We start from the raw sequence: 11271 nt of genomic DNA, 5'->3' as shown, positions 1-11271 counted from the left end.
TGGTTCAATCGCCGATCCGTTCGGGAAGTTTGTCCTCGTCCGCGAGGTCCGTGAAGCGAGTGATATCAGCCTGGAACGCCAATTGCACGGTTCCCGTAGGACCGTGACGCTGCTTGCCGATAATGACTTCTGCCTTGCCGTGGACCTGATCCATCTCAGCCTGCCACTTGAAGTATTCCTCAGTGCCGGGCTTCGGCTCCTTGTTCTTCAGGTAGTATTCTTCGCGGTAAACGAACATCACCACGTCGGCGTCCTGCTCGATGGAGCCCGATTCACGAAGGTCGGAAAGCTGCGGTCGCTTGTCGTCGCGCGATTCCACCTGACGCGAGAGCTGGGAGAGGGCGATGAGCGGCACCGAGAGCTCCTTGGCCAGCGCCTTCAGGCCGGTGGTGATCTCGGTCAATTCCTGCACGCGGTTTTCGCCCTTCTTGGCCGAGCCGGAGAGAAGTTGAAGGTAGTCGACGATCAGCACGTCGAGGCCGCGCTGCCGCTTGAGACGCCGCGCGCGCGCTGCAAGCTGCGCAATCGAGATGCCGCCGGTCTGGTCGATGTAGAACGGGATCGACTGCATCTCGCGCGCGGCTTCGGTGATCTTGTAAAAGTCGTCCTCGCGCATGTCGCCGCGGCGGATCTTGTAGGAGGGCACGCCCGATTGTTCCGCGATGATACGCGTCGCCAATTGCTCGGCGGACATTTCGAGGGAGAAGAAGCCGACGATGCCGCCGTTGACGGTCTTCATCGAGCCGTCCTGCTGCTTCTCCGCCCGATAGGCCTTGGCGATGTTGAAGGCGATGTTGGTGACGAGCGAGGTTTTGCCCATCGCCGGGCGGCCCGCGAGGATCACGAGGTCGGAGGGCTGAAGGCCGCCGAGGGAGCGGTCCATGTCAATCAGACCCGTCGAGACGCCCGACAGGCTGCCCTCGCGCTTGTAGGCTGCCGCCGCCATGTCGATGGCGGCGGTCAGTGCGTCCGAGAATTTTTGGAAGCCGCCGTCGTAGCGGCCGGTTTCCGCCAGTTCGTACAGCCGGCGCTCGGCTTCCTCGATCTGGTCGCGGGGCGAGGTTTCAACCGGCGCGTCATAAGCGACGTTCACCAGATCCTCGCCGATGCCGATGAGGTTGCGGCGCACCGCGAGGTCATAGATCGTGCGGCCGTAATCCTCGGCGTTGATGACGGTCGTCGCCTCCGCCGCGAGGCGTGCGAGGTATTGAGAAACCGTGAGGCCGCCGAGATCCTGATCACCCAAAAAGGTCTTCATGGTGATCGGGGTCGCGACCTTGCCCGCCTTGATGAGGCTCGTCGCCACCTCGAAGATGCGCCGGTGCAGATCCTCGAAGAAATGCGCGGCCTCCAGGAAGTCGGACACCCGGTAATAGGCGTCGTTATTGACCAGGATTGCGCCCAAGAGCGCCTGCTCGGCGTCGAGATTGTTGGGGGCCGCGCGAAATTGCGGCTCAGCTGCTTCGAGACGGGCGATCAGGGCTTGGGCTGAGGCCATCTGGCGCTCCGGAAAAGGGGTGAGGTGTCAGATCCCTCTTATAATCGCGTGTTCGATTCGACGGTGACCCGCGGGACACAGACGAAAATTCCCATGCGCTGACGGCAACCTTTCCTCATTCTCCCGACTATCCACACCGTCGATATTTCGGCGGCGAAGGAGCTTGACTCAGTGCCGGTTCTCAGTGCCGCGACGAAGGTTATAGGCCGTCGACCACTCTATCGAATCGATGATCAACGGCGACTGTGAACAAAATAAGAACTTTGTGCAAGTGGCGCCTCCGCCGCCATGGCCGGGACAAGCCCGGCCATGGCACATTGAAGAAGGCACTGTGGCGCCCAAAAGGAAACGCCGCCCATCGGAACCCGATGAGCGGCGCTTGATGAAAGAGAGCGGGCGGTTGCCCGCCAGCAGAAGCTTAGAGCTCCACGTCGCCAGCCTCGGCGAGGGCAGCGCCGACTTCGAGGCCGAGATCGTCGAGGTTGGTCTCTTCGCGGGTCGTGACCGACTCGCCGCGCGCCTGACGCTCGGCTTCCTCGGGGCTGCGGGCGATGTTGACCGTCACCGCGACCTCGACCTCCGGATGGAGCGAGACCGGAGCCGTGTGCAGGCCAAGAGTCTTGATCGGGGCGTTGAGAACGATCTGGTCGCGGCCGATTGAGAAGCCGTCCTTCGTGATGACCTCGGCGAGGTCGCGGGTCGAGACCGAGCCGTAGAGCACGCCGGTTTCGCCGGCCTGGCGGATGATGACGAAGCTCTTGCCGTTCAGCTTCTCACCGACGGCCTCGGCATCCTTGCGGCGCTCGAGGTTGCGGGCCTCAAGCTGGGCGCGCTGCTTCTCGAAGTGCTCCTTGTTGGCGTTGGTGGCGCGGAGCGCCTTGCCACGGGGGAGCAGGAAGTTACGGGCATAGCCGTCGCGGACCTTAACGGTTTCGCCCATCTGGCCAAGCTTGGCGACGCGCTCGAGAAGGATCACTTCCATCGGTTTTCTCCTTTGACGATTGTGATCAGGTTGAAAGAGTCGGGGGTTGCTTCGGATCCGTCTTAGTGGATCCGAAGCGGTAGCGGAGGCCGAACACCGTGTCGGCGAGGCCGAAGAGCGCCAGGGCGACGACAAGGACGCCCTGGGTGATGAGAATGAGGACGTAAAGGCCCATCAGCAGTGCAAAGCGCCCCGGCTTGCCGCGGGTCCGGTCATGGATTGCTGCCAGGCCCTGCAAGGCAAAGGCCATGAAAAGGCCGCCCGACAGCGCCATGCCGAAGACGCCGATGAAGCCGTTGAACGCTGCCAGCGCAATTCCGACAACGACGCCAAGCGCTGCCGTGCGGGGCATCATGATTTCGCAAACATTCGGCCACGGGCGCGGCAGGCGCTTCGACGCCGACACGATCTTGGCGGCGGCCCAGAGATAGAGCGCGAGAACCACCGTGAAGCCCTGCGTGGACAGGAAGGGCGTGAGCCCCGCGATCAGATCGATCAGCTCGTCGCGGAGTTCCGGAGCGAGGCTTCGCGGGCTGTTCGCCGGGAATTGCAGGTTGACGAAAACCTCCGCCGTTTGCCGAGCGGATTGATGGAAAGTCTCGAAGTTCCCGTGGGCTGAAATGACCGAGGCTGCGGCGATGGTCAGCGCGGCGGTGGCGGCGACCCAGGCCAGCAGGCGTCCGAGGGGATACCACTCGATGGCGCCGTTGCTATCCGCGCGGCCGAGGAGGGCGAGATAGGCGAGCCACCAGGCGGGTAGGCCGGTGATCAGCGCGAATCCGAGGCCGCTCATCGGCGACAGGAACAGGGCAATCGCAAGCCCGCCGACGACGGTGGCGACGAGGCCGGAGCGATGGTTCCAGCCAAGCGAGACGATCAGGACGGGGATGGGAGCGAGGAGATAGAGCAGGCCTGCCAGCAGGGTCGCCTTGAGGACCACTACCGTCAAAAGGGCCGAAACGAGGCCCGCGCCAATGCCTGTCACAATAAAGTTCATGGTCTCGCTGTCCCGCTGCTCTTCGCAGGGTTAGGGGCTTTGGCCCCAACTGACCCGGTGGGTTTTCACCGCCGGGCGACGTGGTCGAAAGCGGGCCGCGTGAAGCGGCCCGCCGAAGTCTCAATAAGTTTTAGCGGATCACGTAGGGCAGCAGGCCCATGAAGCGGGCGCGCTTGATCGCCTGGGCGAGTTCACGCTGCTTCTTGGCCGACACGGCCGTGATGCGCGAAGGCACGATCTTGCCGCGCTCGGAGATGTAGCGCGAAAGGAGCTTCGTGTCCTTGTAATCGATCTTCGGAGCGTTCGGGCCCGAGAACGGGCAGGTCTTACGCCGACGGAAGAAAGGACGACGGCCACCGCCGCCACCAGTAGCACCAAATGCCATGATTAAGCCTCCTCGCCTTCGTTGGACCCGAACCCGCCATCGCCATCGCGCTCGCGGCGCTCGCGGTCCTTGCGCTCGTCGCGGTCACGCTTCTGCATCATCACCGACGGCTCGGTCTCGAGCTCTTCGACGCGGATGGTCATGAAGCGCAGGATGTCTTCGCTGATGCGCATCTGGCGCTCCATCTCGGCAACCGCCGGGGCGGGAGCGTCGATGTTGAAGAGGGTGAAGTGCGCCTTGCGGTTCTTCTTGATGCGGTAGGCGAGGGACTTCACGCCCCACATCTCGGTCTTCTCGACCTTGCCGCCGTTCTGCTCGATGACGGACTTGTAGGTCTCAGCCATCGCTTCGACCTGCTGGGACGTCACGTCCTGGCGAGCCAAAAAGATATGCTCGTAGAGAGGCATAGTGGGCCTTTCTCAGGTTTGAGTTCAAGCCTTGGCACTGTTTTGAAGAGTGTCTTGGCCGGTTTCGCGCGTCCGATCGGCGCCAAGCCCTTCGAGCCTGCAAGGCCCGAGCGGTTGTCGAAGGCGGAGACACGGGACGACGGGTCCAAGGACCCTGTGCAGCAAGCCACACCGTCCGTTCAGCCCCCGGCCGGAGCGAACGCGAAGCGGGGTCTATAGTGGTTTGAGGGAGGAAAGGCAAGCTCGTGTTGGCGGAACCTTTAGCGATTGATGGCATAGAAGGCCTCCCTGCGGCCACTAGCTAAAATTCCTCTCTCAGCTAAAAACGGACCTATGAAAGCTCCTCCTCTTCGCCTTGGCGTCAATATCGACCACGTTGCTACCGTCAGGAACGCCCGTGGCGGGCCGCATCCGGACCCGATCCGGGCGGCGCATCTGGCGGTTCTGGCCGGGGCGGATGGCATCACGGCGCATCTGCGCGAGGATCGTCGGCATATCCGCGATCAGGATATGGAGCGGCTCAAGCGACAGCTTTTCGTGCCACTGAATTTCGAGATGGCGGCGACCTCGGAAATGATCGCGCTCGCGACCGCGCTTCGCCCGCACGCCTCCTGCCTCGTGCCGGAAAAGCGGGAGGAGCGCACGACCGAGGGCGGGCTCGACATCATCGGCGGGCACGCGCATCTGCGCCCGGCGATCCAGGAATTGAAGGCAGCCGGTATTCGCGTCTCGCTCTTCGTGGAGCCAGAGACCGAAGTCATGGACGCCGCGCGCGATCTCGGCGCTCCTGTCGTCGAGCTGCACACGGGCACCTATTGCGAGGCCGTCGCCGCAGGCGATCAGGCCCATGTCGAGCACGAGCTGGAGCGCCTGCGCCGGGCCGCTGCCCATGGGGGTGGGATCGGCCTCGAAATCCACGCGGGCCACGGCCTTGCCCTCGACTCGGTTCGTCCCGTGGCCGCCATTCCGCAGATCGTCGAGTTGAATATCGGCCATTTCCTGATCGGCGAGGCGATTTTCCTAGGATTGGATGAGGCCGTTCGCGCCATGCGGTCCGCCATGGACGAGGGGCGGGCGCAGACGGAGTAGGCCATGATCATCGGCATCGGCTCGGACCTCTGCGACATCCGCCGCATCGAAAAATCTATCGAGCGCTTCGGCGACCGCTTTACCCATCGCATCTTCACCGACGGCGAGAGGGCCCGGAGCGACCGCCGCGCCGCCCGCGCGCCGTCCTATGCCCGCCGCTTTGCCGCCAAGGAGGCGTGTTCCAAGGCCCTCGGCACCGGCTTGAGCCAAGGGGTCTTTTGGCGTGACATGGAGGTCATCAACCTACCGAGCGGGAAACCGACGATGCGCTTGACGGGAGGAGCTTTGGAACGGCTGAACGCCATGGTGCCGGCGGGTCACGAAGCTGTGATTCATGTGTCCCTGACGGACGATCCGCCGCTGGCGCAGGCCTTCGTTATTATCGAGGCCCTCCCCATAAAGTAAACGGGCCGCGTTGCGGCCTGCCTCGCCTTGGGCTAGACCGCCCACGACGACTTGGGACACTTCACATTCTCCAAGCATGGATCGATTTACGTGAACGAAAACGCCAATAAAGTCGAAGGCGACAAGGTTAAGAGCGAGGAAGGCGGCCTTTGGGAGACCATTAAGGTCGTCCTCCAGGCGCTTCTGATCGCCGTTGTCGTCCGCACAATTCTATTTCAGCCCTTCAACATCCCCTCGGGCTCCCTGATCCCGACGCTGCTGATCGGCGATTATCTGTTTGCTTCAAAGTATTCCTACGGCTACTCGCGCTATTCGATTCCCTTCGGGCCGCCGGTCTTCTCCGGCCGGATCTTCGGTTCGGAGCCGAAGCGGGGCGATATCGTGGTGTTCAAACTGCCGAAGGATAATTCGACGGATTACATCAAGCGCGTGGTCGGCCTGCCCGGTGACAAAATCCAGGTGATCGGCGGCGTGTTGCAGATCAACGGCAAGCCAGTCCAGCGCGAGCGGGTGGAGGACTACAAGACCACCGACCTCTACGGCCGCACCATCGCCGTGCCGCAGTACAAGGAGACCTTCCCTGAAGGGACCTCGCACTATGTCATCGAGCGTGACGGCGACCGCGGCTACTGGGATAACACCAACATCTACACGGTCCAGCCCGGCCATTATTTCATGATGGGCGACAACCGGGACAACTCGACGGATTCTCGCGACGAGGCGAATGTCGGCCAGGTGCCCTTTGAAAATCTCGTCGGCCGGGCGGAGATCATCTTCTTCTCCATCGATGAGGATGCGTCCTGGTTGCGTCCCTGGGAATGGCCGCAGCATATCCGTTGGAACCGTATGTTCGAACGGATCAAGTAAACCGTGGCCCGCCGTAAGCCTGATCTGGACGCATTGCTCGACAAGCTCGGCTATCGCTTCGAGAAGCCGGAGCTGTTGGAGCGCGCGCTGACGCATGTCAGCGCTCCCGGAGCGGGCGGGCAGAGCTATCAGCGGCTCGAATTTCTGGGCGACCGGGTGCTTGGTCTCTCCATCGCCGAAATGCTTTACGCCGCCTTTTCTGATGCGCCCGAAGGCGAACTCTCACGCCGTCTGGCTGAACTGGTGCGCCGCGAAACCTGCGCTGAGGTCGCTATCGCATGGGATGTCGGCCCTTATGTGAAACTCGGCGCGGGCGAGGCGCATTCGGGCGAGCGGCGGAACCTGACGATCCTCGCGGACGTCTGCGAGGCGATCATAGGCGCGGTTTTCATCGATGGTGGTTATGCGGCGGCCAAGGAGTTGGTCGAACGGTCCTTCGGCGGGCTGCTGAATGCGCCCCGCCGCGCGTTGCGCGATCCCAAGAGCGCGCTGCAGGAATGGGCTCAAGGGAAAGGGCTTCCGACGCCGATCTATGCCGTCGTCGAGCAGACCGGGCCGGATCACGCGCCGCGCTTCCGCATTGTGGTCAAGGTGAAGGGCGTCGAGAACGAATTTGGAACCGGCACATCCAAGCGCATTGCGGAACAGGCTGCCGCGCGGGGGCTTCTCCTTCGCGAGGGCGTTTGGACAGAGGAAGAACATGGCGTTGCCTGAAGAAACAAAAACAAAAGCGGGCTTTGTTGCCCTGATCGGGGCGCCGAACGCGGGCAAGTCGACGCTGCTCAACTCGCTCGTCGGCTCGAAGGTTTCGATTGTGTCGCGCAAGGTGCAGACCACGCGCGCGCTCGTGCGCGGCATCGCCATCGAGGGCGACGCGCAGATCGTGTTCGTCGACACGCCCGGCATCTTCAAGCCGAAGCGCCGTCTCGACCGGGCGATGGTGACCTCAGCCTGGGGCGGCGCGGCCGATGCCGATGCAGTGGCTTTGCTGATCGATGCCAGGAAGGGCGTTGATGAGGAGGCCGAGGCCATTCTCGAAAGGCTGCCAGAATTCAAACGACCCAAAATCCTGATCCTCAATAAGATCGACCTGATCGAGCGCTCAAGACTTTTGGAGCTGGCGGCGAGGCTGAACGAGAAGGTGCCGTTCGCGCAGACCTTTATGATTTCCGCGCTCAAGGGTGACGGCATCGATACGCTGAAGCGCCAGCTTGCCGGTCTGATGCCCGAAGGCCCGTGGCTCTATCCCGAAGACCAGATTTCGGATGCGCCTCTGCGCATGCTCGCCGCCGAGATCACCCGCGAGAAGATCTACGAGCGCCTGCACGAAGAACTGCCTTATCAATCCACCGTCGAGACTGATCAGTGGCAGCAGCGGCCGGACGGTTCTGTTCGCATCGAGCAGACGGTGTTCGTGGAGCGCGACAGCCAGCGCAAGATCGTGCTCGGCAAAGGTGGCCAGACCATCAAGGCCATCGGCCAGGCGGCGCGCAAGGAAATCTCCGAGATCGCGGAAGCGCCGGTACACCTCTTTATCTTCGTGAAAGTGCGCGAGAACTGGAGCGACGATCCCGAGCGCTACCGCGAGATGGGACTGGAATTCCCGCGCGGATAATCAACGACGGACAATAAAAATGCCCGGACATGTCCGGGCATTTTCTATTTCGATCTACGGCGAGCTTAGCGCTGCTGCCCCTGTAGGAGCGGCGTGATCCTGCGGATCGTCACGCGGCGGTTCCGGCGTTCGGGACCTTGCGTGTTGATCTTTAGATACTGCTCGCCATAGCCCTGCGTGGTGAGGTTTTCGGCGGGAATGCCGAAGCGCTGGGTCAGGATGGTCGCCACCGTTTCCGCGCGCCGGTCCGAGAGGCTGAGATTGTCCTCGTCCGCGCCGACGGCATCGGTGTAGCCCTCGACGAGGAAAATCTCGTTCGGGTTCTGCTGCAAGACGCGCTGGATCGCAGTTCCGATGCCGGTCAATGCGCCCCACTGATCGGGCGCGAGCGTCCAGGAGCCGGAGTCGAACGTCACGGTGTCGACGTCGACGCGGCGGACACGTTCGCGGAGCATCTGGCTCTGCCGGATCTCGTCGAGCGTGTAGGCGCGCGTGATCGGCATGACGGGCGGTGCGGAGAACGCCTCGTACAGATCGTCCTCTGATGCACTCTCGACATCGACAATGTAGCGCTCACGCGGGATGGCGATGACCGGAGGCGGCAGTTCCATCACGTCCCGAGGCAGGTAGCCATAGGGGAAGCGGGGGCGGCCCGGCATCTCGTTTTGGATCAGGATCACCTCGCGGCCATAAGGGTCGCGGCGAATGCGGCGGATGAGATTGCCGTTCACATCGCGCTCGGTGACGATTTCCTCGCCGTTCGGCTGGCGTATGATGGTGACCTGATTGGCGCCGCGCTGCTGCACCCGGAAATCCGCGCCGCCATAGCTCTGGCGGAAACGATCCGTCTCGTCGTGGCGGATGATGAGGCGATTACCCTCACGGATGATGGTGCGGTCGCCCGGCTCCTGAATGATCACGCGACGCCCGCCATCCTCAGCACGCTCACGCCGCTGCCGGCGCAGATCGTCGATGTTCCCACCCGGGAACATGCTGGGAACCGGAGCGCCCGCCACGGGAGGACGCTGATACTCGCCGCCCTGCGGGGGCGGATAAGCGCCCGAGGGCGGCATCGGGGCGCCGGGGCGCTGATATTCGCCGGGACGGCCCTGATAGCCGCCCTGGGGCGGGACGGGATAGCCAGGCTGCGGACCACCTGCGGGCGGGCGCTGATACTCGCCCGGACGACCGGGATATCCTCCCTGCGGAGGCATCTGCCCATTTGGGGGCGGTCCACCCGCCGGCGGCTGTTGATACTCGCCGGGACGACCGGGGTAGCTGCCCTGCGTGGGGACCTGTCCACCGGCCGGAGGCGGCGTCTGGGGCTGTTGCGCGCCGGGCGGAATGGGGCGGCCCGGCAAGGGCTGCGGCGCACCCGGCTGCGGGGCGCTCGGCTGTGATGGGGCGGTTTGCGGCGGCGAGGCCGGAGGCGTACGAGGCGCTTCCGGGGTCACCGGAGGAACTGTTGGACGCTGACCAGAGCCGTTCGGTGGCACTGGGCGCGGGCCGCCCGGAACCGGCTGGGGCTCCACCGGGCGCGGCTGGGTTGCCGGGGCCGTCGGAGCCGGAGGTGCCGGCGGACGTTCCATGCCTGGGGGACGCGGACGTTCGGGCTGCTGCACCGGGGCCGTGATCGGCGGCGCGGATGGGGCAGGCCGCTGAGGCTGCGGCTGGACTTGCGGCTCAGGCCGGTGCGGACGGGGCATCTCTACGGGTGCGCTCGGGTGATGCGGAGCTTCCATGCCGGGACGTGGTCCACGCTCTCCAGGGCCTTGCGGTCCCGGGCCCCGTTCTCCTGGGCCGCGCTGCGGCCCGCCTTCAGGGTGGCGAGGACCCTGGCCCGGATGCTGCTGGGGCCGATGTTCTTCGGAGCCCTGTTCGCCATTCCGGCGCGGCTTGCGTGGGTTGTTATCGTCGGGGGAGGCCTGCGCGACCATGAAGGAGGAGGGCTGACCGGGCGCGCTCTGGGCCGAAGCGATCGGAGCGAAGCCGATCAGGGAAAGAGCGGTCGTAGTCAGCAACAGGGAGTGAATTCGCATGGTATCCCCAGTTTTGATGTTATGAATTCTTGGTGCGTCCGAGCTCTTCGGCGCGGCTCTGGCGAGAACTCGTCCCCAACCATGGCAATTAAGTGTCGAAGCACTTTGCTCCCTGCTTGATGAACGATGGCAAAACGTTTCGGCGGTGCTTACATTCACCTCTGAATTAACGCGCCCCTCAGGCCATTTTTGATGCATTGGACCGACGAAGGCATTGTTCTCGGCGCCCGCAAGCATGGCGAAACGAGCGTCATCCTTGAGGTGATGACGCGCGAGCACGGCCGGCATCTGGGCCTTGTCCATGGCGGACGCTCCAAAACCCAGCAGCCGGTGCTGCAGCCCGGAAACAGCGTGCAGGTGACCTGGCGCGCACGGCTCGACGAACATCTGGGTGTCTTCCTTGTGGAGGGCATCGATTTGCGCGCCTCGCGCCTCATGGCGGCGCCTTTCGCCCTTTATGGCCTCGCGACCCTCTCGCATCTTTTACGCGTGCTGCCGGAGCGGGACCCGCACCAGAACCTCTATGACGCCGTGGAGCTGCTGGTGGACCACCTCGACGACGCCGACCTCGCGCCGGGGTTTTTCGTGCGCTTCGAACTCGCCTTCCTCGCCGATCTCGGTTTCGGACTCGATCTCGCCTCCTGCGCCGCGACGGGGCGCAGCGACGATCTGGCTTACGTTTCACCGAAGAGCGGCCGGGCCGTCAGCACGGCGGCCGGCGAGCCCTACAAGGATCGGCTGCTCAAGCTGCCCGGTTTCCTCATCGGTCGCCCCACAGGGAACCGGCCCTCCGTCGCCGACCTGAAGGCCGGATTTGCACTGACCGATTTCTTCCTGCATCAGAACGTGTTCGAACCGCGCGGGCAGGCGATGCCAGCGGAGCGGGCGCGTCTTATCGCCTTGGCGACGGCGGAAGACGCATAAATTCGTTTCTGATATGTTCTCGCTTCAAATGAAGATGACTGATTCGCTTTTGAGGAATTCCGT

The 11271-nt window shown here is 63.7% G+C and carries 12 protein-coding genes; 6 read left to right on the top strand and 6 right to left on the bottom strand.

The window, feature by feature from the left end:
• Nucleotides 1-4 precede the first annotated feature (4 nt).
• From HB375_RS13725 to rpsF, 5 genes are all read right to left on the bottom strand, one after another.
• Nucleotides 5-1498, bottom strand: coding sequence for a replicative DNA helicase (locus HB375_RS13725; protein WP_167673552.1), 1494 nt, complete (start codon nt 1496-1498; stop codon nt 5-7).
• Nucleotides 1499-1916: 418 nt separating this feature from the next.
• Nucleotides 1917-2480, bottom strand: coding sequence for a 50S ribosomal protein L9 (rplI, locus tag HB375_RS13720; RefSeq protein ID WP_167673551.1), 564 nt, complete (start codon nt 2478-2480; stop codon nt 1917-1919).
• Nucleotides 2481-2505: 25 nt separating this feature from the next.
• Complete coding sequence (locus HB375_RS13715; RefSeq protein ID WP_167673550.1) at nt 2506-3477, bottom strand: DUF2232 domain-containing protein; 972 nt, start codon at nt 3475-3477, stop codon at nt 2506-2508.
• A 130-nt stretch (nt 3478-3607) separates the two neighbouring features.
• Nucleotides 3608-3862, bottom strand: coding sequence for a 30S ribosomal protein S18 (rpsR, locus tag HB375_RS13710; RefSeq protein WP_167673549.1), 255 nt, complete (start codon nt 3860-3862; stop codon nt 3608-3610).
• A 2-nt stretch (nt 3863-3864) separates the two neighbouring features.
• Nucleotides 3865-4269 (bottom strand): 30S ribosomal protein S6, encoded by a 405-nt coding sequence (rpsF, locus tag HB375_RS13705; protein WP_167673548.1) that lies wholly within the window; start codon nt 4267-4269, stop codon nt 3865-3867.
• A 333-nt stretch (nt 4270-4602) separates the two neighbouring features.
• Between rpsF and HB375_RS13700 the strand changes: the two genes are divergently transcribed.
• The 5 genes from HB375_RS13700 to era all read left to right on the top strand — a co-directional run bounded on the left by HB375_RS13700 (nt 4603) and on the right by era (nt 8245).
• The gene (locus tag HB375_RS13700; RefSeq protein ID WP_167673547.1) at nt 4603-5358 is read left to right on the top strand and encodes a pyridoxine 5'-phosphate synthase; all 756 of its coding nucleotides are present in this window, start codon (nt 4603-4605) and stop codon (nt 5356-5358) included.
• 3 nt (nt 5359-5361) lie between these two features.
• Complete coding sequence (acpS, locus tag HB375_RS13695; RefSeq protein WP_167673546.1) at nt 5362-5763, top strand: holo-ACP synthase; 402 nt, start codon at nt 5362-5364, stop codon at nt 5761-5763.
• A gap of 90 nt (nt 5764-5853) precedes the next feature.
• Nucleotides 5854-6630 carry a signal peptidase I gene (gene lepB / locus HB375_RS13690; RefSeq protein WP_167673545.1) on the top strand — a complete coding sequence of 259 codons (777 nt, stop codon included), beginning with the start codon at nt 5854-5856 and terminating at the stop codon, nt 6628-6630.
• A gap of 3 nt (nt 6631-6633) precedes the next feature.
• Nucleotides 6634-7344, top strand: coding sequence for a ribonuclease III (gene rnc, locus HB375_RS13685; protein WP_167673544.1), 711 nt, complete (start codon nt 6634-6636; stop codon nt 7342-7344).
• The gene (gene era, locus HB375_RS13680) at nt 7331-8245 is read left to right on the top strand and encodes a GTPase Era (RefSeq protein ID WP_167673543.1); all 915 of its coding nucleotides are present in this window, start codon (nt 7331-7333) and stop codon (nt 8243-8245) included. The genes rnc and era overlap by 14 nt, the downstream gene beginning before the upstream one ends.
• Nucleotides 8246-8310: 65 nt before the next feature.
• Here the strand turns inward: era and HB375_RS18525 are convergent, their stop codons facing one another.
• A complete protein-coding gene (locus HB375_RS18525) occupies nt 8311-9699 on the bottom strand; it encodes an OmpA family protein (protein WP_343232420.1) in 1389 nt (462 codons plus the stop codon).
• A 777-nt stretch (nt 9700-10476) separates the two neighbouring features.
• Between HB375_RS18525 and recO the strand changes: the two genes are divergently transcribed.
• On the top strand, nt 10477-11208 hold the full coding sequence (recO, locus tag HB375_RS13670) for a DNA repair protein RecO (protein ID WP_167673541.1): 732 nt from the start codon (nt 10477-10479) through the stop codon (nt 11206-11208).
• Nucleotides 11209-11271 lie beyond the last annotated feature (63 nt).

It is taken from the genome of Microvirga terricola, assembly GCF_011777495.1.
Lineage (GTDB): Bacteria > Pseudomonadota > Alphaproteobacteria > Rhizobiales > Beijerinckiaceae > Microvirga > Microvirga terricola.
The sequence above is the reverse complement of the archived record's forward strand: the minus strand, read 5'-3'. Positions and strand labels throughout refer to the sequence as shown.

Bases quoted from the DNA above. Each gene is read 5' to 3' on its own strand.
- acpS (WP_167673546.1), top strand. From the start codon at position 5,362: ATGATCATCGGCATCGGCTCGGACCTCTGCGACATCCGCCGCATCGAA.
- HB375_RS13700 (WP_167673547.1), top strand. From the start codon at position 4,603: ATGAAAGCTCCTCCTCTTCGCCTTGGCGTCAATATCGACCACGTTGCT.
- era (WP_167673543.1), top strand. From the start codon at position 7,331: ATGGCGTTGCCTGAAGAAACAAAAACAAAAGCGGGCTTTGTTGCCCTG.
- HB375_RS13715 (WP_167673550.1), bottom strand. From the start codon at position 3,477: ATGAACTTTATTGTGACAGGCATTGGCGCGGGCCTCGTTTCGGCCCTT.
- recO (WP_167673541.1), top strand. From the start codon at position 10,477: ATGCATTGGACCGACGAAGGCATTGTTCTCGGCGCCCGCAAGCATGGC.
- rpsR (WP_167673549.1), bottom strand. From the start codon at position 3,862: ATGGCATTTGGTGCTACTGGTGGCGGCGGTGGCCGTCGTCCTTTCTTC.
- HB375_RS13725 (WP_167673552.1), bottom strand. From the start codon at position 1,498: ATGGCCTCAGCCCAAGCCCTGATCGCCCGTCTCGAAGCAGCTGAGCCG.
- rpsF (WP_167673548.1), bottom strand. From the start codon at position 4,269: ATGCCTCTCTACGAGCATATCTTTTTGGCTCGCCAGGACGTGACGTCC.
- rplI (WP_167673551.1), bottom strand. From the start codon at position 2,480: ATGGAAGTGATCCTTCTCGAGCGCGTCGCCAAGCTTGGCCAGATGGGC.